Below are 25,802 nucleotides of genomic sequence, written 5' to 3' on the forward strand. Positions count from 1 at the left end.
AAATGAAGTTTGTAGATGAAGCAACGATCCTGGTCGTAGCAGGTGACGGCGGCAATGGTTGCGTAAGCTTCCGCCGCGAAAAATATATTCCGAAAGGCGGCCCGGACGGCGGCGATGGCGGTGACGGCGGCGATGTCTGGCTGGAAGCGGACGAGAACCTGAATACCCTGATCGACTACCGTTTTGAAAAATCTTTCCGCGCCGAACGCGGGCAGAATGGCCAGAGCCGCGACTGTACCGGTAAGCGTGGTAAAGACGTGACGGTAAAAGTGCCGGTCGGGACCCGGGTTATCGACCAGGGCACCGGCGAGACCATGGGCGATATGACCAAACACGGTCAGCGTCTGATGGTGGCGAAGGGCGGCTGGCACGGTCTGGGCAACACCCGTTTTAAATCATCCGTTAACCGTACGCCGCGTCAGAAGACCATGGGTACGCCGGGTGATAAGCGCGACCTGCAGCTGGAGCTGATGCTGCTGGCGGACGTCGGAATGCTGGGGATGCCGAACGCCGGTAAATCCACCTTTATCCGTGCGGTCTCCGCCGCCAAGCCGAAAGTGGCTGACTATCCGTTTACCACCCTGGTGCCAAGCCTGGGCGTGGTGCGTATGGACAATGAGAAGAGCTTTGTGGTCGCCGATATCCCGGGGCTGATTGAAGGCGCAGCGGAAGGCGCAGGCCTCGGCATCCGCTTCCTCAAGCACCTTGAGCGCTGCCGCGTATTGCTGCACCTGATCGACATCGAGCCTATCGACGGTTCCGATCCGGTTGAGAACGCGCGCATCATCATCGGCGAGCTGGAGAAATACAGCGAGAAGCTGGCCTCCAAACCGCGCTGGTTAGTCTTTAACAAGATTGACCTGATGGACAAAGCGGAAGCCGAAGCTAAAGCGAAGGCGATTGCTGAAGCGCTGGGTTGGGAAGAGAAATTCTACCTGATCTCCGCCGCCAGCCAGCAGGGCGTAAAAGATCTGTGCTGGGACGTGATGACCTTCATCATCGAAAACCCCATCGTGCAGGCGGAAGAAGAGCAGAAGCCGGAGAAAGTCGAGTTTATGTGGGACGACTATCACCGTCAGCAGCTTGAAGAGGCCGAAGCCGAAGTGGAAGATGACGAAGACTGGGATGACGACTGGGACGAAGACGACGAAGAAGGCGTTGAATTCATCTACAAACGTTAATCCTGACTTCTCTGGATCAAAAAGGGCCGCATCTGATGCGGCCCTTTTGTTTTTAGTTGTTCTGGTACAAATCTTTATAAAGCCGGCTTTCAAAGCGCACCAACGGTATGCGGCGGTTACGCTGATCGGCTGGCTCCACGGCGTAGCCGGAGAGGTATTGCACGAAGGCCACCTTTTGCCCGCTGGCGGTAGTGATGAAGCCCGCAAGGTTATAAACCCCCTGCAGCGACCCGGTTTTCGCCGAGACTTTGCCATCGACGCCCGCCTGATGGAGGCCGGCGCGATACTGCAGCGAGCCGTCATGGCCCGCCAGCGGCAGCATAGAGATGAAGTTGAGCTCGGTGTCGTGTTGGGCGATATACTGCAACACCTGCATCATGGTCGCCGGGGCGATCAGGTTGTGGCGCGACAGGCCAGAGCCGTCGGCGATGATGGTGTTGCCGAGATCAACCCCAGCCTGTTGACGCAGGATCTGACGTACGGCATCGGATCCTGCCCGCCAGGTCCCTGGTACGCCGAACCGGGCATGACCGATGGTACGAAAAACGGTATCCGCAATCATGTTGTCGGATTTCTTCAGCATGATCCGCAGCAGATCGTGCAGCGGCGCCGACTGGGTGGTGGCTAATACCGTGCCGGGCTCATTGGCCAACGTCTGACGCAGCAGCGTGCCGCTATAGGCGATCCCCGCCTGCTTCAGCTCCGCTTTAAGGATCGCCCCGGCGTAGCTGGCGCCATCCTGTATCGCGAAGGCCAGCGGCAGCGGTTCGCTACGCTGCGGCAGGCAGCCGGTGAGGGTATAGCGATTGAGGTCGCCCGGCACCACGTCCAGTTCGCAATACTGGGCTTCCGATGAGCCACGCGCCAGGGTGCGAACCTGACTGAACATGGTGACCGGATAATAGGAGGCGACGCGAATGAAGGCGAGATCGCCCGGCTTCTGCGCGCTATACAGCGAGACCGAGAAGCAGTTGCGGTCGACAATCGCCGCCGCAGGCGGAGCGCTGAAGCATTGCGTCAGGTCGTTCCACGGCCACCCCGGCGCTTTATCATGGCTGGCGAAGACCGAGGTATCGATAAGCACATTGCCGTCGATACGCTGCACGCCAGCTTTTTTCAGCGTCGCCACCATGTTGCGAATATCCTGCCGCTTCAGCGTCGGGTCGCCGCCGAAGCGGGCGATCAGATCGCCTTTCAGCACGCCGCCGTCCAGTGAGCCTTTGGTTTCCAGCGTGGTGGTGAAGCGAAAATCGGGACCCAGCTGCAGCAGGGCCGCCAGCGCGGTAATGACCTTTTGCGTACTGGCCGGAAGCGCCATTTGCTGGCTGTGATAGTCGATTTCCGGCGTCGATGCGCCGACCTTTTGCGCCATAAAGGCAAGGTTCGCACCGGCGGGAAGCTGGGTGATGTACTCGTCAATATTCGCCGCCTGAGCGCTAAGCGCTATACCGGCAGTCAATCCGATGATAAATCTGGGAAATCGCATAATCTCGCGCTAACAACCTGAAGCCAGGCCGTCATACTACGGTGCAACGCCCAGTAAAGTAAACGATGACCCATAATGAACTTCGGGGTAAAATACCTATCAAATGAAAAATTGCTGCTGACCTGGGGAGTGTTTCCCGGGTCGGTTTCTTTTTGCTCGTGTCCTGCCCGTGGACAGGACAGGTGGCGGAGCGGAGCTATCCGTTTCCTGAAGGAATGATAAAGAGGTATAACTAATGCAAGCGATTCCGATGACCTTACGTGGCGCTGAAAAACTGCGCGAAGAACTGGATTATCTGAAGTCTGTGCGTCGTCCTGAAATCATTGCCGCTATTGCTGAGGCCCGTGAACACGGCGATCTGAAAGAGAATGCCGAGTATCACGCCGCGCGTGAACAGCAGGGCTTCTGCGAAGGGCGCATCAAGGATATCGAAGCGAAGCTATCCAATGCGCAGGTTATCGATATCACCAAAATGCCGAATAATGGCCGGGTGATTTTTGGCTCTACTGTCAGCGTGCTGAACCTCGATACTGACGAGGAACAGACCTACCGTATCGTGGGCGATGACGAAGCTGATTTTAAGCAGAATCTGATCTCCGTGAACTCGCCGATTGCCCGTGGTCTGATCGGTAAAGAGCAGGATGACGTCGTGACTATCCGTACACCGGGTGGGGAAGTGGAATACGAAATTACCAAGGTTGAATACCTGTAAGGCGTATTTCCCGCTACGATGTTTATAGATTGTAAAGAAAGGAAAAAGGCCGCATAGCGGCCTTTTATCAACGTCACGAGCATGGCATTTTGCTCGCCTGGCCACAGAAATCCCTCGTTTTACACAAAGTTGTGTCAGGATTGAGGATATTCTTAGCGTGGCAGCGAGATTTTACGCTCTGGCGTTGGGCGGTACAGAACCAGCGTTTTACCGATGACCTGTACGTTACAGGCGCCGGTTTCGCGCACGATGGCTTCCACGATCAAGGCTTTAGTTTCGCGATCTTCTGAGGCGATCTTCACCTTGATGAGTTCATGGTGCCCTAACGCTTGTTCGATCTCGGCCAGTACCCCTTCGGTCAAACCATTGTTGCCAAGCATAACTACCGGCTTGAGCGGATGTGCCAGACCTTTCAGGTGCTGTTTTTGTTTAGTACTCAGATTCATCGTATTTTTTTGCTTACGTTGGGATTGAAAACGGGTCATTCTACCGCCATCTCCCATATATCGCCAAACTACCGCGTCGATTTTTACGCAGTAAAGTACGATGAACCCGAACGGGAATGTTAAATGACAGGTAAAAAGCGTTCTGCCAGCTCAAGCCGCTGGCTTCAGGAACACTTTAGCGATAAATATGTTCAACAGGCACAGAAAAAGGGGTTACGTTCCCGTGCCTGGTTTAAACTTGATGAAATACAGCAAAGTGACAAAATTTTTAAGCCGGGGATGACGATAGTTGACCTCGGCGCTGCTCCCGGGGGCTGGTCGCAGTATGCGGTCACGCAGATCGGCAACAGCGGCCGCATCATCGCTTGCGATCTTTTACCAATGGATCCAATCGTTGGTGTGGACTTCCTTCAGGGCGACTTTCGTGATGAATTAGTCCTGAAAGCGTTACTTGAGCGAGTAGGCGACAGTAAAGTACAAGTGGTCATGTCCGATATGGCGCCGAATATGTGCGGAACACCGGCGGTGGATATTCCCCGGGCGATGTATCTGGTAGAACTGGCGCTTGAAATGTCTCGTGATGTATTAGCGCCAGGTGGTAGTTTTGTAGTGAAGGTGTTCCAGGGCGAAGGCTTCGATGAGTATCTTCGAGAAATTCGCTCCCTGTTTACGAAGGTCAAAGTTCGTAAGCCGGACTCTTCCCGCGCTCGTTCGCGTGAAGTGTATATTGTAGCGACCGGGCGTAAACCATAACCGGCAGATTTCAAATGAAAGTTTGAAAGAAACTGGATATAGCGTATCCTGACGCTGTTTTTAACACAGTTGTAATAAGAGGTTAATCCCTTGAGTGACATGGCGAAAAACCTAATACTCTGGCTGGTCATTGCCGTTGTGCTGATGTCAGTATTCCAGAGCTTTGGGCCCAGCGAGTCGAATGGCCGCAAGGTGGATTATTCTACCTTCCTGCAAGAGGTCAATCAGGACCAGGTTCGCGAAGCGCGTATCAACGGACGTGAGATCAACGTTACCAAGAAAGATAGTAACCGTTACACGACTTACATTCCGGTTAACGATCCGAAGCTGCTCGATAACCTGTTGACTAAAAACGTCAAAGTTGTTGGTGAACCACCAGAAGAGCCAAGCCTGCTGGCTTCCATCTTCATCTCCTGGTTCCCAATGCTGCTGTTGATCGGCGTCTGGATCTTTTTTATGCGGCAAATGCAGGGCGGCGGCGGAAAGGGCGCGATGTCCTTCGGCAAAAGCAAAGCCCGTATGCTGACGGAAGATCAGATCAAAACCACTTTTGCTGACGTTGCCGGGTGTGACGAAGCGAAAGAGGAAGTCGGCGAACTGGTGGAATACCTGCGTGAGCCGAGCCGCTTCCAGAAACTGGGCGGTAAGATCCCGAAAGGCGTCCTGATGGTCGGTCCTCCGGGTACCGGTAAAACGCTGCTGGCGAAAGCGATCGCTGGCGAAGCAAAAGTGCCGTTCTTTACTATTTCCGGTTCTGACTTCGTAGAAATGTTCGTCGGTGTTGGTGCATCCCGTGTGCGTGACATGTTCGAACAGGCTAAGAAAGCAGCGCCTTGCATCATCTTCATCGATGAAATCGACGCCGTCGGCCGCCAGCGTGGCGCCGGTCTTGGCGGTGGTCACGATGAACGTGAGCAGACCCTGAACCAGATGCTGGTTGAGATGGACGGCTTCGAAGGTAACGAAGGTATTATCGTTATCGCGGCGACTAACCGTCCGGACGTTCTTGACCCCGCGCTGCTGCGTCCGGGCCGTTTTGACCGCCAGGTGGTGGTTGGCCTGCCGGATGTTCGCGGTCGTGAGCAGATCCTGAAAGTGCATATGCGTCGCGTTCCGCTGGCGCCGGATATCGATGCGGCAATCATTGCTCGCGGTACCCCTGGCTTCTCCGGTGCGGACCTGGCCAACCTGGTCAACGAGGCGGCCCTGTTTGCTGCCCGCGGCAACAAACGCGTCGTATCGATGGTTGAATTCGAAAAAGCGAAAGACAAAATCATGATGGGTGCGGAACGCCGCTCCATGGTGATGACGGAAGCGCAGAAAGAGTCCACCGCTTACCACGAAGCGGGCCACGCGATTATCGGTCGTCTGGTGCCGGAGCACGATCCGGTGCACAAAGTGACGATTATCCCGCGCGGTCGTGCGCTGGGTGTGACCTTCTTCCTGCCGGAAGGCGATGCGATCAGCGCCAGCCGTCAGAAACTGGAAAGTCAGATCTCCACCCTGTACGGCGGTCGTCTGGCGGAAGAGATTATCTACGGTCCGGAACATGTTTCTACCGGCGCGTCTAACGACATTAAAGTGGCGACGAACCTGGCGCGTAACATGGTGACCCAGTGGGGCTTCTCCGACAAACTTGGTCCGCTGCTGTACGCGGAAGAAGAGGGTGAAGTGTTCCTCGGCCGCAGCGTCGCGAAAGCGAAGCATATGTCCGATGAAACCGCGCGTATCATCGACCAGGAAGTGAAATCGCTGATTGAGCGTAACTACGGTCGTGCTCGCCAGCTGCTGAACGACAACATGGACATTCTGCACGCGATGAAAGATGCGCTCATGAAGTATGAGACCATCGATGCGCCGCAGATTGACGACCTGATGGCTCGTCGCGATGTTCGTCCGCCGGCGGGTTGGGAAGAACCCGGTTCTTCTAACAACTCTGACAACAATGGCACGCCTCGTGCGCCGCGTCCGGTCGATGAACCGCGTACGCCGAACCCGGGCAACACCATGTCAGAGCAGCTGGGCGACAAATAAGCTGCCGCTGTTGATGTCTTGTTTTAACCTTAAAACCCCGGGGCGCCCGCTCCGGGGTTTTTCTTTTTTAACCTCTTCAGTCTCAGGGATTTTGTGATGAAACTTGTAGCCCAGGGCTCAACCCTCGATCTCTCTCACCCCCACGTGATGGGTATTCTTAATGTGACGCCTGACTCCTTCTCCGATGGCGGCGCCCATAATTCGCTGATTGAGGCGGTGAAGCATGCCAATCTGATGATCAACGCCGGGGCGACCATCATTGATATCGGCGGTGAATCGACGCGGCCAGGGGCGGCTGAGGTTAGCGTGGAAGAGGAGCTTGCGCGGGTGATCCCGGTGGTGGAGGCTATCGCCCAGCGCTTTGAGGTGTGGATCTCCGTGGATACCTCCAAAGCGGAGGTTATCCGCGAATCCGCCCGGGCAGGGGCGCATATCATTAACGATATTCGTTCGCTGACCGAACCCGGCGCGTTGCAGGCTGCGGCGGAAACCGGGCTGCCGGTGTGTCTGATGCATATGCAGGGACAGCCGAAAACCATGCAGGAGGCGCCGAAGTATGAGGATGTCTTCGCCGATGTGGAGCGCTTTTTTAATGAACACATCGTGCGCTGCGAACAGGCAGGGATCGCAAAAGAAAAATTGCTGCTCGACCCGGGATTCGGTTTCGGTAAAAATCTCACCCACAATTATCAACTGCTGGCCAGGCTGGGAGAGTTTCATCACTTTGGTCTGCCGCTGCTGGTCGGTATGTCGCGTAAGTCGATGGTAGGTCAGTTGCTGAACGTCGGGCCGTCGGAACGGCTGAACGGCAGCCTGGCGTGTGCCGTCATTGCAGCAATGCAGGGCGCGCAGATTATCCGCGTCCATGATGTCAAAGAAACGGTAGAAGCGCTGCGCGTGGTGGAAGCCACTCTCGCCGCTAAGGGAAAAAAACGTTATGAGTAACCGCAAGTATTTTGGCACCGATGGTATTCGTGGCCGCGTCGGCGATGCGCCGATCACTCCGGAATTTGTGCTTAAGCTCGGCTGGGCGGCGGGCAAAGTGTTAGCGCGTCACGGCTCGCGTAAAATTATCATCGGCAAGGATACCCGTATTTCGGGCTATATGCTGGAATCGGCGCTGGAAGCCGGGCTGGCGGCAGCGGGGCTCTCTGCGTCGTTCACCGGGCCAATGCCAACGCCGGCGATCGCCTACCTGACGCGCGCCTTTCGCGCCGAGGCGGGGATCGTCATCTCCGCTTCACATAACCCCTTCTACGACAACGGCATCAAGTTCTTCTCCATTGAGGGCACCAAGCTGCCGGATGATGTGGAAGAGGCGATTGAAGCCGAAATGGAGAAAGAACTCACCTGTGTGGACTCGGCTGAGCTGGGCAAAGCCAGCCGCATCGTCGATGCCGCGGGCCGCTACATTGAGTTTTGTAAAGGCACCTTTCCTAACGAACTGAGCCTCTCCACGCTGAAAGTGGTGGTGGACTGTGCGCACGGCGCAACCTACCACATCGCGCCCAATGTTTTCCGCGAGCTGGGCGCCCAGGTTATCGCGATGGGCTGCGAGCCTGACGGCCTCAACATCAACGAAGAGGTCGGGGCCACCGACGTGCGGGCGCTGCAGGCGCGCGTGCTGGCGGAAAAAGCCGATCTGGGCATTGCCTACGATGGCGATGGCGATCGGGTGATCATGGTTGACCACGAAGGCAATAAAGTCGATGGTGACCAGATCCTCTACATCATCGCCCGGGAAGGGCTGCGTCAGGGACAGCTGCGCGGCGGCGCCGTCGGTACGCTGATGAGCAATATGGGCCTGGAGCTGGCGCTCAAGCAGCTGGGCATCCCGTTTGCCCGCGCTAAGGTGGGTGACCGCTATGTGCTGGAGATGCTCCAGGAAAAAGGCTGGCGCATCGGTGCGGAAAACTCCGGCCATGTGATTCTGCTGGATAAAACCACCACCGGCGATGGCATCGTCGCCAGTTTGCAGGTGGTCGCGGCGATGGTACGCAACCACATGAGCCTGCATGACCTGTGCAGCGGCATGAAGATGTTCCCTCAGCTGCTGGTGAATGTGCGCTTTACCGAGGGCAGCGGTAACCCTCTGGAGAATGAGCATGTCAAAGCGGTGACCGCAGAAGTGGAAGCGGCGTTAGGTAAGCGTGGCCGCGTCCTGCTGCGTAAATCGGGTACGGAACCGCTGATCCGCGTTATGGTGGAAGGCGAGCATGAAGATCAGGTGCACGAGTTTGCGCATCGCATCGCCGAAGCGGTAAAAAGCGTCTAAGCTTGTCGGCTAAGTGGTTAAAAAGGCGGCGCTTGCCGCCTTTTTTATGATCGAACACCGGCTTTTTGCTGTTTTTTTCTGCAGTTGATACAATGTGTCGAAATTGCCCTTGCGAAGGTCATTCGCTTTGGTTAGTATTCACACCCGCTTCAGTGGGAAACGTTAAAACGTCCCGCTTTATTGGTCGAAGCACTTGGTATGCGGCGAATCCGCAAGGAACAGGTTGATTATGTACGAAGCTCTTTTGGTTGTTTTCCTTATTGTAGCGATTGGCCTCGTAGGTCTGGTTATGCTGCAGCAAGGTAAAGGCGCTGATATGGGAGCCTCCTTCGGTGCAGGCGCTTCCGGCACATTGTTTGGGTCCAGCGGTTCTGGTAACTTCATGACCCGTATGACCGGCATCCTGGCTGCGCTGTTCTTCATCATCAGTCTGGCGCTGGGTAACATCAACAGCAACAAGACCAGTAAAGGAAGTGAGTGGGATAACCTGAGCGCGCCGAAAACAGAGCAAACTCAGCCAACTGCGCCGGCTCAGCCGACCAGCGATATCCCGCACTAAGTATTCTGTACCGAGGTGGTGGAATTGGTAGACACGCTACCTTGAGGTGGTAGTGCCCTAACGGGCTTGTGGGTTCGAGTCCCATCCTCGGTACCAATATTCCAGAAAAAAGACGCTGAAAAGCGTCTTTTTTTGTTTTTATCCCCGCCGGTCATTTATTAATAAACATCTCTTCACTGGCTCCCGCCTTTTACTGTCGTTAAAGTCGCCACGTCTAATCAACAGAGGTGAAGTGACACAATGAACAAGATCGGGTTGCTTATCGTCGCCGGCGCGCTCGGTTTAGCGGGATGCAGTTCAACATCGCCATCCAAAACGGTGGAGACGATTAATGCGCTAACCGTACCGGTATCATACAGTGAGCCTGGCGTTGCAGCGAATAATGCCCAGGCGGTGACGCGCTATTTCCAGGACAATACGGCACTGATTGGCCGCCTTAACCACTCATTGAAAAGCAATTATCTGCAGGATGTTGAGCGCCGCGATGTGTTCGACAGACACAGCGAGGCGTATCAGGTGTATGGCGCTCTGACCCGCCTGGAGCAGATGGCGTCCATGAATGAGGTTTACCGCAAAGAGAATAATGTTGCTGGCCTGCAGGAGATTAACCGCGTACTGAAAAGCGTGCCGCAGGCCAGTTAAGAATGAAGCAGGGACTGCCGGAGGGCAATCCCTGTGCATGGATTAAAAGCGGAAGTTAACCCCGGCGTAGGCCCCGTCGGCGAGGGTGTTGTCGCGATGGCCGTCTTTCCCCGCCATATCGATATATCGATAGCCTGCTTCGATATTCAGCGACGGCAGCACGTTAAGGCGTACCCCGGCATTGGCCTCCACATAATCATCGACGCCGCTGGACATCGAGTCCGGCGAGTAATAGCCCTCACCGAAGAGCGTGAAGTACTGGCCGAGAGGAAGCTCTGCTCCGCCACCCGCGGCGATGGCGTAACCTTCATCCCCATCTTTAGGGTTCAGATAGATGCCTTTACCGCCCAGCGTCATCAGGAAAGGCCCGAGGTTGAAGTTATAACCCATACCCAGTCCAATGGTGTCGCCGTCATTGTCACTATGCGCCCACTGGGTATTGAACGTCATTCCAGGTTCCCCGGCGCCAAAGCTGGCAGACAGATTGGTAAACTCGCTACCGGCTTCACCATGCAGATTAACGGATGCGCAGGCGGCGCCGCTGGCCCCCACGGCGATCATCAGGGCTACCATTTTTGGAGCAATAGACTTCATTGTTGAATTCCTTCAGATAAAAAAAAGCCCGATACGGGTGTTCGGGCAAAATTAACGGGTTTTTGGATCTCATCGTTATGGTCGAGCAGGCGGTAGGAGAGGGGATCAACTCCCGCTACCGCTGCTCACGCCTGGCCGATTGCCGGCGGCATATCCTGCGCTTGCGCAGGCCCGGCGATGCACGCCTTGTATGGCTGTCTGCTGGTCGTGCCCGGCACAGGATGTCCTCCGGTAACTCAGGTAGTTAGATTAAAATTATTTTTTTGTTACCGTTAGCGTTTATTGGTTTAAATTTAAACAACTTCAGCTGTAAGATGAATAGCCACAAATGACAGAGGTTGGCGCGAGTCAGAATTTTTCAGGAAGTGAGGCAATGCTTTGTAAATAACCCCCCCGGGCAAAGGCAATATAACCGCCTTTCTTTAAGGCTGACAAGACATTAAGAATACTGCTGCGTGAGAGATGAGTCCGGTCCTGAATATATTCAAGAATAGATACGCGCTGTCGTGTCTCTTCAGTTAAGAGCATCATTTCCAGCAGATGGTTACGGATCACCGAATAGGTTCGCTGTTGCAATACCAAATCGTCACGATACACCATATACGAGGTATGATAGGCCAGCAGGATTGTCACTTCTTCCCACAGATTATGCTGACGAAATAGCGCCGACGCCAGATCGTAGTCGATACGCAGCAGCTCGGATGAGACCTCTGCACGCAGGCTATGACTGCGGCTGGGCTGCAGCATTTCCGCCACGCCGAAAAGGTGGGGTTCATAGACGGTCACCATCAAGAGCCTGTCGGAATTACGAATAATCGACAACTCGCCTTTTTTAAAAATAAAGAGCTGGGTTTTGCCTTTATATTCCCACGTGAGTCTTTTTCTGGCGATCGCGTTAACGGGCGTCGCGTGTGGCTCAAGCACATCGATCAATCGGTCAATGGCCTTCTGCGGCCTGATAGGCGGTTTAATATTCATGATGTTTATCACCAGATACGAATTAATCAATTGAGGATATTATAGTCAACAATTTTGCTGACCAGGCGATAAGGAAATAATGCCTCTTTTCGAATTTTCTGGTGCAGACTGGTAACAAAAAATAAAAAAGCCGGCGGAGAGCCGCCGGCAGAGAGCAAACATCGTCAGGCGATTATTTGCCTTTGTTTTCCAGATTTTCAACCTGCGGTAAACCCGTCGCTGAGGAGGCGCTCAGCAGGCCAGACTGCGCGTAGCCGAACAGCTTCTCTCGGGTATCGGTGATATCCAGATTACGCATGGTCAGCTGGCCGATACGGTCTTCAGCGGTAAACATGGAATCGCCTTTTTCCATGGTCAGACGCTCTGCTTTATAGGTCAGGTTGTCTGATACCGTATTGAGGATCGAGTAGTCGTTGCCGCGACGCAGCTCAAGGGTGACTTCGCCGGTGATCTGGCTGGCGACCCAGCGCTGCAGCGAATCACGCAGCATCAGCGCCTGGGAATCGAACCAGCGGCCCTGATACAGCAGACGGCCCAGCTGGCGACCGTGAGCGTGATATTGCTCAATAGTATCTTCGTTATGAATACCGGTCAGCAGACGCTCATAAGCGATATGCAGCAGCGCCATCCCCGGGGCTTCATAAATGCCGCGGCTTTTCGCTTCGATAATCCGGTTTTCGATCTGGTCGCTCATGCCCAGGCCGTGACGACCGCCGATGCGGTTGGCTTCCAGCATCATCTCGACGTCATCGGCGAAGGTTTTGCCATTAAGCGCTACCGGGTGACCCTGCTCAAAACGTACGGTGACCTCTTCCGCAGGGATCTTCACGTTTTCGTCCCAGAACTTCACGCCCATAATCGGGTTGACGATCTTGACGCTGGAATTCAGAAACTCCAGATCTTTCGCTTCGTGGGTAGCGCCGAGCATGTTGGAGTCGGTGGAATAGGCTTTCTCGACCGACATCTTGTAGTCAAAGCCGCAGGCGATCATAAATTCGGACATTTCGTGACGGCCGCCGAGTTCATTGATGAAATCGCTGTCCAGCCACGGTTTGTAGATCTGCAGTTCAGCGTTGGTCAGCAGGCCGTAGCGATAGAAACGTTCGATATCGTTGCCTTTATAGGTGCTGCCATCGCCCCAGATGTTGACGCCGTCTTCTTTCATTGCCGCTACCAGCATGGTGCCGGTGACCGCGCGGCCCAGCGGCGTGGTGTTGAAGTAGGTCAACCCGCCGGTGGTGTTATGGAAAGCGCCACACTGAATCGCGGCGATCCCTTCTGCGACCAGCTGTTTGCGGCAGTCGATCAGACGGGCGCCTTCGGCGCCGTACTCTTTCGCGCGGCGCGGAATAGCATCGTAGTCGTCTTCGTCCGGTTGACCCAGGTTAGCGGTATATGCATAAGGCACGGCGCCTTTTTTGCGCATCCATAACAGCGCGGCGCTGGTATCCAGTCCACCAGAGAAAGCGATACCAATACGTTGACCAACCGGGAGATGCTTGAGAATCGTCGTCATAAAATAAAACCCTGCTCGATAGACTGTGGTGAGTTCGACCCAACAACCTTAACTGCATTTTTATGCATTAATTGTGAGTATTCATTTAACCATCTTTTACTGGTGACAGGAAGGGCTTCATCATCTTTTTGCTAAAAAAGCCTGAAATACCAGCACAAACGGCAATCGGGGGCGATAAAATGCATGTTGACAAAATATACTAATTGTCGTTACAATTCATCCCGATTTTATGTCCCGTCTTCGGTACCAAATCCCAGCAGTATTTGCGTCTTTTGCTCAAAAAGAGTAAAATATGCCACGTTTCAGGCGCGGGGTGGAGCAGCCTGGTAGCTCGTCGGGCTCATAACCCGAAGGTCGTCGGTTCAAATCCGGCCCCCGCAACCACTTTCCCATTAAGTACTTTTTCAAATATACTGTGAGGACTAGGTGTCCTTCGTAGCCGAATTTGAAAGAATTCTTGCGGAAGGTGTTCCAGATCGCCATGGCGATCTCAGGGTTCAGTTATCTAAAGCCCCGATTTATCGGGGTTTTTTGTTATCTGACTTCAGAATAACTGGGCTATACGCCCTTTTTTTATGTCTTGGGGGTGGGTTTGTCCACATTAGAGCAAAAATTGACAGAGATGCTCACTGCGCCGGTTGAAGCGCTTGGCTTTGAGCTGGTCGGCATCGAATTTATTCGCGGTCGCACATCCACACTGCGCATCTATATTGATAGTGAAGATGGCATCAACGTTGATGATTGTGCTGATGTGAGCCACCAGGTAAGCGCCGTCATGGATGTCGAAGACCCGATCACTGTCGCTTACAACCTGGAAGTCTCTTCGCCTGGTCTCGACCGTCCGATGTTCACCGCCGAACACTATCAACGTTTCACTGGCGAAGAAGTTGCGCTGGTGCTGCGCATGGCGGTTCAGAACCGTCGCAAATGGCAGGGCATTATCAAAGCGGTAGACGGTGAAATGATCACGGTAACCGTCGAAGGCAAAGATGAAGTGTTCGCGCTGAGTAACATCCAGAAGGCGAACCTGGTTCCCCACTTTTAACAGTCTGGATTGAGGTGAAAGGCCCCGATGAACAAAGAAATTTTGGCTGTTGTTGAAGCCGTTTCCAACGAAAAAGCGCTGCCGCGTGAGAAAATTTTCGAAGCGCTGGAAAGCGCGCTGGCAACGGCCACCAAGAAAAAATACGAACAAGAGATCGACGTTCGCGTTGAAATCGACCGTAAGAGCGGCGATTTCGACACTTTCCGTCGCTGGCTGGTTGTAGAAGAAGTCACCCAGCCGACGCGCGAGATCACGCTGGAAGCCGCGCGTTTCGAAGATGAAAGCATGAACGTCGGCGACTACGTCGAAGATCAGATTGAATCTGTCACCTTCGACCGCATCACCACCCAGACCGCTAAACAGGTTATCGTGCAGAAAGTTCGCGAAGCCGAGCGCGCGATGGTGGTCGATCAGTTCCGCGAGCACGAAGGTGAGATCATCACCGGCGTGGTGAAAAAAGTGAACCGCGACAACATCACTCTGGATCTGGGCAACAACGCTGAAGCCGTGATCCTGCGTGAAGATATGCTGCCGCGTGAAAACTTCCGTCCGGGCGACCGCATTCGCGGCGTACTGTACGCCGTCCGTCCGGAAGCGCGTGGCGCCCAGCTGTTCGTGACCCGTTCCAAACCTGAGATGCTGATCGAACTGTTCCGCATCGAAGTGCCGGAAATCGGTGAAGAAGTGCTGGAGATCAAAGCGGCAGCTCGCGATCCGGGCTCTCGTGCCAAAATCGCGGTGAAAACCAACGACAAGCGTATCGACCCGGTTGGCGCTTGCGTCGGTATGCGCGGCGCGCGCGTGCAGGCGGTATCCACCGAGCTGGGCGGCGAGCGTATCGATATCGTCCTCTGGGATGATAACCCGGCGCAGTTCGTGATTAACGCTATGGCGCCGGCAGACGTCGCGTCCATCGTGGTGGATGAAGATAAACACACCATGGATATCGCGGTAGAAGCGGGCAACCTGGCGCAGGCGATTGGCCGTAACGGTCAGAACGTCCGCCTGGCCTCGCAGCTTAGCGGCTGGGAACTCAACGTGATGACCGTTGACGATCTGCAGGCTAAGCACCAGGCGGAAGCGCATGCCGCTATCGATACCTTCACCAAATATCTCGATATTGATGAAGATTTCGCGACAGTGCTGGTTGAAGAAGGCTTCTCCTCACTGGAAGAGCTGGCCTATGTGCCGATGAAAGAACTGCTGGAAATCGACGGTCTGGATGAAGCCACCGTTGAAGCACTTCGTGAGCGTGCGAAAAACGCACTGACTACGCTGGCGCTGGCTCAGGAAGAAAGCCTGGGAGATAACAAACCTGCCGATGATCTGTTGAATCTCGAAGGTCTGGATCGTGCCCTGGCATTCAAACTGGCTGCCCGTGGTGTTTGTACGCTGGAAGATCTCGCCGAGCAGGGCGTTGATGACCTGGCTGATATCGAAGGGATGACCGACGAGAAAGCTGGCGAGCTCATCATGGCCGCTCGCAACATTTGTTGGTTCGGCGACGAAGCGTAATAAACTGTAGCAGGAAGGAACAGCATGACAGATGTGACTATTAAAGCGCTGGCCTCAGAGATTCAGACCTCTGTGGATCGCCTGATACAGCAATTTGCTGACGCAGGCATCCGCAAAACGGCTGATGATTCTGTGACCTCGCAAGAGAAACAAACTTTGTTGACGCACCTGAACCGTGAGCACGGTTCGGCGCCAGACAAGCTGACGTTACAGCGTAAGACGCGCAGTACGTTGAATATTCCAGGTACCGGTGGAAAGAGTAAATCGGTACAAATCGAAGTCCGCAAGAAACGCACCTTTGTGAAACGCGATCCGCAAGAGGCTGAACGCCTGGCCGCGGAAGAGCAGGCGCAGCGTGAAGCGGAAGAGCAGGCCCGTCGTGAAGCTGAAGAAGCAGCGAAACGCGAGGCGCAATTAAAAGCTGAACGTGAGGCCGCAGAACAAGCTAAACGTGAAGTCGCTGATAAAGCGAAACGTGAAGCTGCGGAAAAAGACAAAGTGAGCAATCAACATACCGACGAAATGACCAAAACCGCCCAGGCTGAAAAGATCCGTCGCGAGAACGAAGCCGCGGAACTGAAGCGCAAATCGGAAGAAGAAGCACGCCGCAAACTTGAAGAAGAAGCGCGCCGTGTAGCGGAAGAAGCACGCCGTATGGCAGAAGAAAACGAAAAAAATTGGTCTGAAACTTCAGACAGCCCGGAAGACACCAGCGACTATCACGTCACCACGTCACAGCATGCACGTCAGGCTGAAGATGATAACGATCGTGAAGTCGAAGGCGGCCGCAGCCGCAGCCGTAGCAGCAAAGCGGCGCGTCCGGCGAAGAAAGGCAACAAACACGCTGAATCTAAAGCCGATCGTGAAGAAGCCCGTGCGGCCGTTCGCGGCGGCAAAGGCGGTAAGCACCGTAAAGGTTCCGCTCTGCAGCAGGGCTTCCAGAAGCCGGCGCAGGCCGTTAACCGTGACGTCGTGATCGGCGAAACCATCACCGTTGGCGAACTGGCTAACAAGATGGCGGTGAAAGGTTCGCAGGTCATCAAAGCGATGATGAAGCTGGGCGCCATGGCGACCATCAACCAGGTCATCGACCAGGAAACCGCACAGCTGGTTGCCGAAGAGATGGGCCACAAAGTTATCCTGCGTCGTGAAAACGAGCTGGAAGAAGCGGTAATGAGCGACCGTGACACCGGCGCGGCGGCTGAACCGCGCGCACCGGTTGTGACCATCATGGGTCACGTTGACCACGGTAAAACCTCGCTGCTGGACTACATTCGTTCCACTAAGGTTGCCTCCGGCGAAGCGGGTGGTATTACCCAGCACATCGGTGCTTACCATGTAGAAACCGACAACGGCATGATCACCTTCCTGGATACCCCGGGCCACGCCGCGTTTACCTCCATGCGTGCTCGTGGTGCGCAGGCGACGGACATCGTGGTTCTGGTGGTGGCGGCAGACGACGGCGTGATGCCGCAGACTATCGAAGCTATCCAGCACGCCAAAGCGGCGCAGGTGCCGGTGGTGGTTGCGGTGAACAAGATCGATAAGCCTGAAGCCGATCCGGACCGTGTGAAGAACGAACTGTCCCAGTACGGCATCCTGCCGGAAGAGTGGGGCGGCGAGAGCCAGTTCGTCCACGTCTCCGCGAAAGCCGGTACCGGTATCGACGACCTGCTGGACGCGATCCTGCTGCAGGCTGAAGTTCTCGAGCTGAAAGCGGTCCGTAACGGGATGGCGAGCGGCGCGGTGATCGAATCCTTCCTTGATAAAGGTCGTGGTCCGGTCGCTACCGTTCTGGTTCGCGAAGGTACGCTGCACAAGGGCGATATCGTTCTGTGCGGCTTCGAATACGGTCGTGTGCGTGCGATGCGTGACGAACTGGGTCGCGAAGTGCTGGAAGCGGGTCCGTCCATTCCGGTGGAAATCCTCGGCCTGTCCGGTGTGCCGGCTGCCGGTGATGAAGTGACCGTGGTTCGTGACGAGAAAAAAGCGCGTGAAGTGGCGCTGTATCGTCAGGGCAAATTCCGTGAAGTTAAGCTGGCGCGTCAGCAGAAATCTAAACTGGAAAACATGTTCGCTAACATGACCGAAGGCGAAGTTCACGAAGTGAACATCGTGCTGAAAGCGGACGTACAGGGTTCTGTCGAAGCGATTTCCGATTCCTTACTGAAACTGTCTACCGACGAAGTGAAAGTGAAGATCATCGGTTCCGGCGTAGGTGGTATCACCGAAACCGACGCCACCCTGGCTGCAGCATCCAACGCGATTCTGGTTGGCTTCAACGTTCGTGCCGATGCCTCTGCGCGTAAAGTTATCGAAGCGGAAAGCCTGGATCTGCGTTACTACTCCGTCATCTATAACCTGATCGACGAAGTGAAAGCGGCGATGAGCGGCATGCTGTCTCCGGAACTGAAACAGCAGATCATCGGTCTGGCTGAAGTGCGTGATGTCTTTAAATCGCCGAAATTCGGCGCCATCGCGGGCTGTATGGTTACCGAAGGGACGATCAAACGTCACAACCCAATCCGCGTGCTGCGTGACAACGTGGTTATCTATGAAGGCGAGCTGGAATCCCTGCGCCGCTTCAAAGATGACGTTAACGAAGTCCGTAACGGCATGGAATGTGGTATCGGTGTGAAGAACTACAACGACGTTCGCGTTGGCGATATGATCGAAGTGTTCGAAATCATCGAAATCCAGCGTAGCATCGATTAATCATCGGATGGCTAAGCCGCCGGGGAAGCGAAGCGCCACCCGGCAATCATTTTAAAAAGGGGCTTTAGGCCCCTTTTTTGTCTTTATTCTGGAGAATTTATTATGGCGAAAGAATTTGGTCGCCCGCAGCGCGTGGCCCAGGAGATGCAAAAAGAGATTGCTATCATCCTGCAGCGTGAAATCAAAGACCCGCGTCTGGGCATGATGACCACCGTTTCCGGTGTGGAAATGTCCCGTGACCTGGCCTATGCCAAGGTGTATGTCACCTTCCTCAACGACAAAGATGAAGCCGCGGTGAAAGCGGGCATCAAAGCGCTGCAGGAAGCCTCTGGCTTTATCCGCTCTCTACTGGGGAAAGCGATGCGCCTGCGCATCGTGCCGGAGCTGACCTTCTTCTACGACAACTCACTGGTGGAAGGGATGCGTATGTCCAACCTGGTCACCAGCGTGGTGAAACACGACGATGAGCGTCGTGTGAACCCGGACGACAGCAAGGAGGACTGATGAGTCGTCCTCGTCGTCGCGGCCGCGACGTGCACGGCGTATTGCTGCTGGATAAGCCTCAGGGCGCCTCCAGCAACGATGTGCTGCAGAAAGTAAAGCGTATATATAACGCCAACCGCGCCGGACACACCGGCGCGCTGGATCCGCTGGCGACCGGTATGCTGCCGATCTGCCTTGGCGAAGCGACCAAGTTTTCCCAATACCTGCTGGACTCCGATAAGCGCTACCGCGTGATAGCTAAACTTGGCCAGCGCACCGATACCTCCGATGCCGATGGCCAGGTGGTGGAAGAGCGCCCGCTGACCTTTAGCGACGAACAGCTGGCGGCGGCGCTGGACAGCTTCCGCGGCGAGACGCAGCAGGTGCCGTCGATGTATTCGGCGCTGAAATATCAGGGCAAGAAGCTGTACGAATATGCCCGTCAGGGGATTGAGGTCCCGCGTGAAGCTCGGCCGATTACCGTTTATGAGCTGCTGTTTATTCGCCATGAAGGCGATGAACTGGAGCTGGAGATCCACTGCTCGAAAGGCACCTACATCCGGACGATTATCGATGATTTAGGTGAGAAGCTCGGCTGCGGCGCGCACGTGATTTTCCTGCGTCGCCTGGCGGTGAGCAAATACCCGGTTGAGCGGATGGTGACCCTCGAGCAGCTGCAGGCGCTGGTCGATCAGGCGGCGGCGCAGGATATTCCTGCCGCGCAGCTGCTCGATCCGCTGCTGATGCCCATGGACAGCCCGGCGTCGGACTATCCGCTGGTGACGATCCCGGAGACCTCCGCGGTCTACTTTAAAAACGGCAACCCGGTACGTCAGTCAGGCGCGCCGCTTAACGGGCTGGTGCGGGTGATGGAAAGCGAATCCGGCAAGTTTCTCGGCATGGGCGAAATTGACGATGAAGGCCGCGTGGCGCCGCGTCGTCTGGTGGTGGAATACCCGGCGTAAGCGCTTTTCTTGCGATAAAAGCCTGCTACGAGTAGAATATCGCCGCTTAACGTCCGCTAAAGTGTTTTAACATTTTCGGGCGTTGCATCAGGGGTCGCTGAATTAGAGATCGGCACCCTTTCTTTCTTTTAATTTTGGAGTTCTAAAATGTCTCTAAGCGTTGAAGCTAAAGCAAAAATCGTTTCTGAGTTTGGTCGTGGCGAAAACGACAGCGGTTCTACCGAAGTTCAGGTTGCACTGCTGACTGCACAGATCAACCACCTGCAGGGCCACTTTGCAGAGCACAAAAAAGATCACCACAGCCGTCGTGGTCTGCTGCGCATGGTTTCTCAGCGTCGTAAACTGCTCGACTACCTGAAACGTAAAGATGTTGCACGTTACTCTGCGCTGATCGAGCGTCTGGGTCTGCGTCGCTAATTCTGCGAGTTTCAGAAAAAGGGGCCTGACGGCCCCTTTTTTCGACCGGGCGGCAGCAATTCATTCAAAACTCATGTATTGTTGCTAGTAATGATCTTCATGCAGAGGTTCGCGCGGCTAATGAGAGGCTTCATCCGCAGGGGCGGGTAAAGGTTGTCATTAGTCGCGAGGATGCAGAGGATCGGGTCAATAGACGCTATGTCGTAGATATGGCGTGATTTATAGATAAAAAGGATAGAATTTTGCTTAATCCGATCGTTCGTAAATTCCAGTACGGCCAGCATACCGTGACCCTGGAAACCGGCATGATGGCGCGCCAGGCAACGGCCGCTGTGATGGTTAGCATGGATGACACTGCGGTATTCGTGACCGTTGTGGGCCAGAAAAAAGCGAAGCCAGGCCAGGACTTTTTCCCGCTGACGGTTAACTACCAGGAGCGTACCTACGCTGCCGGTAAAATCCCGGGTGGTTTCTTCCGTCGTGAAGGCCGCCCAAGCGAAGGCGAAACCCTGATCGCGCGTCTGATTGACCGCCCGGTTCGCCCGCTGTTCCCGGAAGGCTTCGTTAACGAAGTTCAGGTTATCGCCACCGTGGTTTCCGTTAACCCGCAGGTTAACCCGGATATCGTCGCGATGATCGGCGCTTCCGCAGCGCTGTCCCTGTCTGGTATTCCGTTCAATGGCCCAATCGGCGCCGCGCGCGTGGGTTACATCAACGACCAGTACGTACTGAACCCAACCCAGGAAGAGCTGAAGTCCAGCAAACTGGATCTGGTGGTTGCCGGTACCGAAGCGGCCGTGCTGATGGTGGAATCCGAAGCGGAACTGCTGAGCGAAGACCAGATGCTGGGCGCGGTGGTCTTTGGCCACGAGCAGCAGCAGATTGTTATTCAGAACATCAACGACCTGGTGAAAGAAGCCGGTAAACCGCGTTGGGACTGGCAGCCGGAAGCCGTCAACGAAGCGCTGAACGCGCGCGTGGCTGCGCTGGCTGAATCCCGCCTGAGCGATGCTTACCGTATCACCGACAAACAAGAGCGTTACGCTCAGGTTGATGTGATCAAATCTGAAACCATCGCTACGCTGGTTGCAGAAGATGAAACCCTGGACGCTAACGAACTGGGTGAAATCCTGCACGCTATCGAGAAAAACGTGGTTCGTAGCCGCGTGCTGGCCGGTGAGCCGCGTATCGATGGCCGCGAAAAAGATATGATCCGTGGTCTGGACGTTCGTACCGGCGTTCTGCCGCGTACTCACGGTTCCGCACTGTTCACCCGTGGCGAAACGCAGGCGCTGGTTACCGCGACTCTGGGTACCGCACGCGATGCGCAGAACATCGACGAACTGATGGGCGAGCGTACCGACTCCTTCCTGTTCCACTACAACTTCCCTCCGTACTCCGTAGGCGAAACTGGCATGGTGGGGTCTCCGAAGCGTCGTGAAATCGGTCACGGTCGTCTGGCTAAGCGCGGCGTTCTGGCCGTGATGCCGACTATCGACGAATTCCCGTACACCGTTCGCGTGGTGTCTGAAATCACCGAATCCAACGGCTCTTCTTCCATGGCTTCCGTCTGTGGTGCCTCTCTGGCGCTGATGGACGCTGGTGTGCCGGTGAAAGCCGCCGTGGCGGGTATCGCCATGGGCCTGGTGAAAGAAGGCGACAACTTCGTCGTGCTGTCTGACATCCTCGGTGACGAAGACCACCTTGGCGATATGGACTTCAAAGTAGCGGGTTCCCGCGACGGTATCTCTGCGCTGCAGATGGATATCAAAATTGAAGGTATCACCAAAGAAATCATGCAGGTTGCATTGAACCAGGCTAAAGGTGCGCGTCTGCACATCCTGGGCGTGATGGAGCAGGCGATTAACGCGCCGCGCGGCGACATCTCTGAATTCGCACCGCGTATCCACACCATCAAGATCAACCCGGACAAGATCAAAGACGTTATCGGTAAAGGCGGTTCTGTTATCCGTGCCCTGACCGAAGAGACCGGCACCACCATCGAAATCGAAGATGACGGTACCGTGAAGATCGCAGCGACCGACGGCGACAAAGCACAACATGCAATCCGTCGTATCGAAGAGATCACCGCTGAGATCGAAGTTGGCCGTATCTACAATGGTAAAGTGACCCGTATCGTTGACTTTGGCGCGTTCGTTGCCATCGGCGGCGGTAAAGAAGGTCTGGTTCACATCTCGCAGATCGCCGACAAGCGCGTTGAGAAAGTGACTGACTACCTGCAGATGGGTCAGGAAGTACCGGTTAAGGTTCTGGAAGTTGACCGCCAGGGCCGTGTCCGTCTGAGCATCAAAGAAGCAACTGAACAGACTCCGTCTGCCGCAGCGCCGGAAGTTCCGGCTGCCGAGCAGGGCGAGTAAGGTTGCCGTTAGCCCTCCGCTTTTGCGGAGGGCGTTTTACGGGCAGGACGCCTCGTTTGCAGCCGGGGAACAGGACGTTCATCCAATCGTTGTCTTCGGGAGTGGGAAATGAAGCCTTTTTTGCGCTGGTGTTTCGTGGCGACAGCTCTCACGCTGGCAGGATGCAGTAGCACCGCCTGGCGTAAGGACGCCGTCCTCGCAGTACCATTGCAACCGACTTTACAGCAAGAAGTGATTCTGGCACGTATGGAACAAATTCTTGCCAGTCGGGCTTTATCCGATGACGAACGCGCACAGCTTTTATATGAGCGCGGAGTGTTGTATGATAGTCTCGGTCTGAGGGCATTAGCGCGAAATGATTTTTCACAAGCGCTGGCAATCCGACCCGATATGCCTGAAGTATTCAATTACTTAGGCATTTACTTAACGCAGGCAGGCAATTTTGATGCTGCCTATGAAGCGTTTGATTCTGTACTTGAGCTTGATCCAACTTACAACTACGCGCACTTGAACCGCGGTATCGCCCTGTATTACGGCGGCCGGGCTAAGTTAGCGCAAGATGATCTGCTGGCGTTTTATCAAGACGATCCCAATGATCCTTTCCGTAGCCTGTGGCTTTATATCGCCGAGCGTAAACTCGACGAGAAGCGGGCGCTTGAAGCACTCAGAGAGCGCTTAGACAAGTCGGACAAAGAGCAATGGGGATGGAACATTGTCGAGTTCTACCTTGGCGACATTAGCGAAAAAGAGCTGATGACTCGTCTGAAGGCAGACGCAACGGATAACACCTCGCTCGCTGAGCATCTCAGTGAAACCAACTTCTATTTAGGTAAGTACTACCTAAGTCTGGGGGACAAGGACAGCGCTACGGCACTGTTCAAACTGGCGGTCGCCAACAACGTACATAACTACGTTGAGCACCGATACGCATTGTTGGAATTATCGCTCTTGGGCCAGGAGCAAGATGACCTGGCAGAATCGGACCAGCAATAGCTGACGAACACATCAGCCCATAGTTTTTTGCTTGCCATCACCTTCGCGGGTGAGGGCGTTGTTGTTCGTTAATACACCTACTTTGAGCCGGTTCACACTTTTCAATGAAAATTACCGTAAATTTTCACGATGAGTTATGTAGACTGGCCGCCATTAATTTTGAGGCACACGTACTACATGGCTGAATTCGAAACCACTTTTGCAGATCTGGGCCTGAAGGCTCCTATCCTTGAAGCGCTTACCGATCTGGGTTACGAAAAACCATCTCCGATCCAGGCTGAGTGCATTCCGCATCTGCTGGACGGCCGCGACGTTCTGGGTATGGCCCAGACCGGTAGCGGTAAAACCGCAGCGTTTTCTTTACCGCTGCTGAACAACATCGATCCTGAGCTGAGAGCACCACAGATCCTGGTGCTGGCGCCGACCCGCGAGCTGGCGGTACAGGTTGCTGAAGCAATGACGGAATTCTCTAAACATATGCGCGGCGTAAACGTGGTTGCCCTGTACGGCGGCCAGCGTTATGACGTGCAGCTGCGCGCCCTGCGTCAGGGTCCGCAGATCGTAGTCGGTACCCCGGGTCGTCTGCTGGACCACCTGAAGCGCGGCACCCTGGACCTCTCTAAACTGAGCGGCCTGGTACTGGATGAAGCAGATGAAATGCTGCGCATGGGCTTTATCGAAGACGTAGAAACCATTATGGCGCAGATCCCGGAAGGGCATCAGACCGCGCTGTTCTCCGCCACCATGCCGGAAGCGATCCGTCGCATTACCCGCCGCTTTATGAAAGAGCCGCAGGAAGTGCGTATTCAGTCCAGCGTGACGACTCGTCCGGACATCAGCCAGAGCTACTGGACTGCCTACGGCATGCGTAAAAACGAAGCGCTGGTGCGTTTCCTGGAAGCGGAAGATTTTGATGCGGCGATTATCTTCGTCCGTACCAAAAACGCGACCCTGGAAGTGGCTGAAGCGCTGGAGCGTAACGGCTACAACAGCGCGGCGCTGAACGGCGACATGAACCAGGCGCTGCGTGAGCAGACCCTGGAGCGTCTGAAAGACGGTCGTCTGGATATCCTGATTGCGACTGACGTTGCAGCCCGTGGTCTGGACGTTGAGCGTATCAGCCTGGTGGTGAACTACGACATCCCGATGGATTCCGAGTCTTACGTTCACCGTATCGGCCGTACCGGCCGTGCGGGCCGCGCCGGCCGCGCGCTGCTGTTCGTTGAGAACCGCGAGCGTCGTCTGCTGCGCAACATCGAACGTACGATGAAGCTGACCATTCCGGAAGTTGAACTGCCGAACGCAGAGCTGCTGAGCAAACGTCGTCTGGAAAAATTCGCCGCGAAAGTCCAGCAGCAGCTGGAAAGCAGCGATCTGGACCAGTACCGTGCGCTGCTGGCGAAAATCCAGCCGACGGCGGAAGGCGAAGAGCTGGACGTGGAAACGCTGGCTGCTGCGCTGCTGAAAATGGCCCAGGGCGAACGCTCGCTGATCGTGCCGCCGGATGCGCCGATGCGTCCGCGTCGTGAGTTCCGTGACCGTGACGATCGCTTCGAGCGTCGTGGCGACCGCAACGACCGCGCTCCGCGTGGCGATCGCGAAGATCGTCCGAAGCGTGAGCGTCGTGACGTAGGCGATATGGAACTGTATCGCATTGAAGTGGGTCGCGATGACGGTGTTGAAGTACGTCATATCGTTGGCGCGATCGCTAACGAAGGCGATATCAGCAGCCGTTACATCGGTAACATCAAACTGTTCGCTTCTCACTCCACCATCGAACTGCCGAAAGGGATGCCGGGCGAAGTGCTGCAGCACTTTACTCGTACCCGTATCCTGAACAAGCCGATGAACATGCAGCTGCTGGGCGATGCGCAGCCGCGCACCGAACGTCGTGGCGGCGGTGAACGTCGTGAAGGCGGTCGTAGCTTCGGCGGTGAGCGTCGTGAAGGCGGTCGTGGCTTCGGTGGCGAGCGTCGTGAAGGTGGTCGTGGTGATGGTCGTCGTTTCAGCGGCGAGCGTCGTGAAGGCCGTGCGCCGCGTCGTGACGATGCATCCGCGCCGCGCCGCGATGACTCTGCCGGTCGCCGTCGCTTCGGTGGCGATGCGTAATTAACG

Annotated in this window: 23 protein-coding genes and 2 tRNA genes; 20 read left to right on the forward strand and 5 right to left on the reverse strand. The window is 55.3% G+C overall.

The genetic code is table 11. The annotated features are described in order from the left end of the window. Positions 1-2 precede the first annotated feature (2 nt). Positions 3-1,181: an Obg family GTPase CgtA gene (gene cgtA, locus MKR05_RS23890; RefSeq protein WP_004206186.1), complete on the forward strand. Its 1,179-nt coding sequence runs from the start codon at positions 3-5 to the stop codon at positions 1,179-1,181. A 52-nt stretch (positions 1,182-1,233) separates the two neighbouring features. Here cgtA and dacB read toward each other — a convergent pair whose 3' ends face one another. After that, the gene (gene dacB / locus MKR05_RS23895) at positions 1,234-2,667 is read right to left on the reverse strand and encodes a serine-type D-Ala-D-Ala carboxypeptidase (RefSeq protein ID WP_023291122.1); all 1,434 of its coding nucleotides are present in this window, start codon (positions 2,665-2,667) and stop codon (positions 1,234-1,236) included. A gap of 235 nt (positions 2,668-2,902) precedes the next feature. Between dacB and greA the strand changes: the two genes are divergently transcribed. Further along, entirely contained in the window at positions 2,903-3,379 is a 477-nt protein-coding gene (gene greA, locus MKR05_RS23900) for a transcription elongation factor GreA (protein WP_002918375.1), read from the forward strand. Positions 3,380-3,531: 152 nt separating this feature from the next. Here the strand turns inward: greA and yhbY are convergent, their stop codons facing one another. Continuing rightward, on the reverse strand, positions 3,532-3,825 hold the full coding sequence (yhbY, locus tag MKR05_RS23905) for a ribosome assembly RNA-binding protein YhbY (protein ID WP_002918374.1): 294 nt from the start codon (positions 3,823-3,825) through the stop codon (positions 3,532-3,534). Between the two features lie 123 nt (positions 3,826-3,948). On the opposite strand from yhbY, the gene rlmE reads away from it, so the two are divergent. The 7 genes from rlmE (at position 3,949) to MKR05_RS23940 (ending at position 10,088) form a co-directional block, all read left to right on the forward strand. Next, positions 3,949-4,578, forward strand: a complete 630-nt coding sequence (gene rlmE / locus MKR05_RS23910) for a 23S rRNA (uridine(2552)-2'-O)-methyltransferase RlmE (protein WP_008806638.1) — start codon at positions 3,949-3,951, stop codon at positions 4,576-4,578. A gap of 99 nt (positions 4,579-4,677) precedes the next feature. Then, positions 4,678-6,612, forward strand: coding sequence for an ATP-dependent zinc metalloprotease FtsH (gene ftsH, locus MKR05_RS23915; protein WP_004206183.1), 1,935 nt, complete (start codon positions 4,678-4,680; stop codon positions 6,610-6,612). A 96-nt stretch (positions 6,613-6,708) separates the two neighbouring features. Continuing rightward, the gene (gene folP, locus MKR05_RS23920; RefSeq protein WP_004206182.1) at positions 6,709-7,557 is read left to right on the forward strand and encodes a dihydropteroate synthase; all 849 of its coding nucleotides are present in this window, start codon (positions 6,709-6,711) and stop codon (positions 7,555-7,557) included. Next, positions 7,550-8,887, forward strand: a complete 1,338-nt coding sequence (gene glmM, locus MKR05_RS23925) for a phosphoglucosamine mutase (protein WP_004206179.1) — start codon at positions 7,550-7,552, stop codon at positions 8,885-8,887. The genes folP and glmM overlap by 8 nt, the downstream gene beginning before the upstream one ends. Positions 8,888-9,116: 229 nt before the next feature. Further along, positions 9,117-9,446: a preprotein translocase subunit SecG gene (secG, locus tag MKR05_RS23930; RefSeq protein ID WP_002918369.1), complete on the forward strand. Its 330-nt coding sequence runs from the start codon at positions 9,117-9,119 to the stop codon at positions 9,444-9,446. A gap of 9 nt (positions 9,447-9,455) precedes the next feature. Beyond that, positions 9,456-9,542: transfer RNA gene (locus MKR05_RS23935), tRNA-Leu, on the forward strand. A 297-nt stretch (positions 9,543-9,839) separates the two neighbouring features. Continuing rightward, positions 9,840-10,088 carry a hypothetical protein gene (locus MKR05_RS23940; protein ID WP_072096600.1) on the forward strand — a complete coding sequence of 83 codons (249 nt, stop codon included), beginning with the start codon at positions 9,840-9,842 and terminating at the stop codon, positions 10,086-10,088. A 42-nt stretch (positions 10,089-10,130) separates the two neighbouring features. On the opposite strand, the gene MKR05_RS23945 is transcribed toward MKR05_RS23940, so the two are convergent. The 3 genes from MKR05_RS23945 to argG all read right to left on the reverse strand — a co-directional run bounded on the left by MKR05_RS23945 (position 10,131) and on the right by argG (position 13,176). Further along, positions 10,131-10,682, reverse strand: a complete 552-nt coding sequence (locus MKR05_RS23945; protein WP_032454172.1) for a YfaZ family outer membrane protein — start codon at positions 10,680-10,682, stop codon at positions 10,131-10,133. 348 nt (positions 10,683-11,030) lie between these two features. After that, on the reverse strand, positions 11,031-11,660 hold the full coding sequence (locus MKR05_RS23950) for a winged helix-turn-helix transcriptional regulator (RefSeq protein WP_023291118.1): 630 nt from the start codon (positions 11,658-11,660) through the stop codon (positions 11,031-11,033). Between the two features lie 172 nt (positions 11,661-11,832). Beyond that, positions 11,833-13,176, reverse strand: a complete 1,344-nt coding sequence (argG, locus tag MKR05_RS23955; RefSeq protein ID WP_004144895.1) for an argininosuccinate synthase — start codon at positions 13,174-13,176, stop codon at positions 11,833-11,835. Positions 13,177-13,483: 307 nt separating this feature from the next. Between argG and MKR05_RS23960 the strand changes: the two genes are divergently transcribed. The 11 genes from MKR05_RS23960 (at position 13,484) to deaD (ending at position 25,796) form a co-directional block, all read left to right on the forward strand. Beyond that, positions 13,484-13,560, forward strand: a tRNA-Met gene (locus tag MKR05_RS23960). A 208-nt stretch (positions 13,561-13,768) separates the two neighbouring features. Further along, positions 13,769-14,221 carry a ribosome maturation factor RimP gene (rimP, locus tag MKR05_RS23965; RefSeq protein WP_002918364.1) on the forward strand — a complete coding sequence of 151 codons (453 nt, stop codon included), beginning with the start codon at positions 13,769-13,771 and terminating at the stop codon, positions 14,219-14,221. Positions 14,222-14,248: 27 nt separating this feature from the next. Continuing rightward, a complete protein-coding gene (nusA, locus tag MKR05_RS23970) occupies positions 14,249-15,736 on the forward strand; it encodes a transcription termination factor NusA (protein WP_002918252.1) in 1,488 nt (495 codons plus the stop codon). Positions 15,737-15,760: 24 nt separating this feature from the next. Continuing rightward, complete coding sequence (infB, locus tag MKR05_RS23975) at positions 15,761-18,451, forward strand: translation initiation factor IF-2 (RefSeq protein WP_023291117.1); 2,691 nt, start codon at positions 15,761-15,763, stop codon at positions 18,449-18,451. A gap of 102 nt (positions 18,452-18,553) precedes the next feature. Further along, complete coding sequence (gene rbfA, locus MKR05_RS23980) at positions 18,554-18,955, forward strand: 30S ribosome-binding factor RbfA (RefSeq protein WP_002918248.1); 402 nt, start codon at positions 18,554-18,556, stop codon at positions 18,953-18,955. Further along, on the forward strand, positions 18,955-19,899 hold the full coding sequence (gene truB / locus MKR05_RS23985; protein WP_023291116.1) for a tRNA pseudouridine(55) synthase TruB: 945 nt from the start codon (positions 18,955-18,957) through the stop codon (positions 19,897-19,899). The genes rbfA and truB overlap by 1 nt, the downstream gene beginning before the upstream one ends. A gap of 147 nt (positions 19,900-20,046) precedes the next feature. Continuing rightward, the gene (rpsO, locus tag MKR05_RS23990) at positions 20,047-20,316 is read left to right on the forward strand and encodes a 30S ribosomal protein S15 (RefSeq protein WP_002918244.1); all 270 of its coding nucleotides are present in this window, start codon (positions 20,047-20,049) and stop codon (positions 20,314-20,316) included. A 242-nt stretch (positions 20,317-20,558) separates the two neighbouring features. Beyond that, complete coding sequence (pnp, locus tag MKR05_RS23995; protein WP_023291115.1) at positions 20,559-22,694, forward strand: polyribonucleotide nucleotidyltransferase; 2,136 nt, start codon at positions 20,559-20,561, stop codon at positions 22,692-22,694. Between the two features lie 108 nt (positions 22,695-22,802). Continuing rightward, positions 22,803-23,687 (forward strand): lipoprotein NlpI, encoded by an 885-nt coding sequence (gene nlpI / locus MKR05_RS24000; protein WP_004206169.1) that lies wholly within the window; start codon positions 22,803-22,805, stop codon positions 23,685-23,687. A 104-nt stretch (positions 23,688-23,791) separates the two neighbouring features. Then, positions 23,792-23,872 carry a protein YrbN gene (yrbN, locus tag MKR05_RS24005; protein ID WP_085903200.1) on the forward strand — a complete coding sequence of 27 codons (81 nt, stop codon included), beginning with the start codon at positions 23,792-23,794 and terminating at the stop codon, positions 23,870-23,872. Then, positions 23,865-25,796, forward strand: a complete 1,932-nt coding sequence (deaD, locus tag MKR05_RS24010) for an ATP-dependent RNA helicase DeaD (RefSeq protein ID WP_023291114.1) — start codon at positions 23,865-23,867, stop codon at positions 25,794-25,796. Before yrbN ends, deaD begins: the two co-directional genes overlap by 8 nt. The last annotated feature ends 6 nt before the right edge of the window (positions 25,797-25,802 follow it).

Origin of the sequence: Klebsiella sp. K5-204, from assembly GCF_030128585.1 — a bacterium.
Lineage (GTDB): Bacteria > Pseudomonadota > Gammaproteobacteria > Enterobacterales > Enterobacteriaceae > Klebsiella > Klebsiella quasipneumoniae.

Coding starts and splice junctions, on each gene's coding strand:
- greA (WP_002918375.1), top strand. CDS start 2,903: ATGCAAGCGATTCCGATGACCTTACGTGGCGCTGAAAAACTGCGCGAA.
- rpsO (WP_002918244.1), top strand. CDS start 20,047: ATGTCTCTAAGCGTTGAAGCTAAAGCAAAAATCGTTTCTGAGTTTGGT.
- folP (WP_004206182.1), top strand. CDS start 6,709: ATGAAACTTGTAGCCCAGGGCTCAACCCTCGATCTCTCTCACCCCCAC.
- secG (WP_002918369.1), top strand. CDS start 9,117: ATGTACGAAGCTCTTTTGGTTGTTTTCCTTATTGTAGCGATTGGCCTC.
- dacB (WP_023291122.1), bottom strand. CDS start 2,667: ATGCGATTTCCCAGATTTATCATCGGATTGACTGCCGGTATAGCGCTT.
- truB (WP_023291116.1), top strand. CDS start 18,955: ATGAGTCGTCCTCGTCGTCGCGGCCGCGACGTGCACGGCGTATTGCTG.
- infB (WP_023291117.1), top strand. CDS start 15,761: ATGACAGATGTGACTATTAAAGCGCTGGCCTCAGAGATTCAGACCTCT.
- nusA (WP_002918252.1), top strand. CDS start 14,249: ATGAACAAAGAAATTTTGGCTGTTGTTGAAGCCGTTTCCAACGAAAAA.
- argG (WP_004144895.1), bottom strand. CDS start 13,176: ATGACGACGATTCTCAAGCATCTCCCGGTTGGTCAACGTATTGGTATC.
- glmM (WP_004206179.1), top strand. CDS start 7,550: ATGAGTAACCGCAAGTATTTTGGCACCGATGGTATTCGTGGCCGCGTC.
- MKR05_RS23945 (WP_032454172.1), bottom strand. CDS start 10,682: ATGAAGTCTATTGCTCCAAAAATGGTAGCCCTGATGATCGCCGTGGGG.
- nlpI (WP_004206169.1), top strand. CDS start 22,803: ATGAAGCCTTTTTTGCGCTGGTGTTTCGTGGCGACAGCTCTCACGCTG.
- rbfA (WP_002918248.1), top strand. CDS start 18,554: ATGGCGAAAGAATTTGGTCGCCCGCAGCGCGTGGCCCAGGAGATGCAA.
- yrbN (WP_085903200.1), top strand. CDS start 23,792: ATGAAAATTACCGTAAATTTTCACGATGAGTTATGTAGACTGGCCGCC.
- ftsH (WP_004206183.1), top strand. CDS start 4,678: ATGGCGAAAAACCTAATACTCTGGCTGGTCATTGCCGTTGTGCTGATG.
- cgtA (WP_004206186.1), top strand. CDS start 3: ATGAAGTTTGTAGATGAAGCAACGATCCTGGTCGTAGCAGGTGACGGC.
- MKR05_RS23950 (WP_023291118.1), bottom strand. CDS start 11,660: ATGAATATTAAACCGCCTATCAGGCCGCAGAAGGCCATTGACCGATTG.
- deaD (WP_023291114.1), top strand. CDS start 23,865: ATGGCTGAATTCGAAACCACTTTTGCAGATCTGGGCCTGAAGGCTCCT.
- rlmE (WP_008806638.1), top strand. CDS start 3,949: ATGACAGGTAAAAAGCGTTCTGCCAGCTCAAGCCGCTGGCTTCAGGAA.
- yhbY (WP_002918374.1), bottom strand. CDS start 3,825: ATGAATCTGAGTACTAAACAAAAACAGCACCTGAAAGGTCTGGCACAT.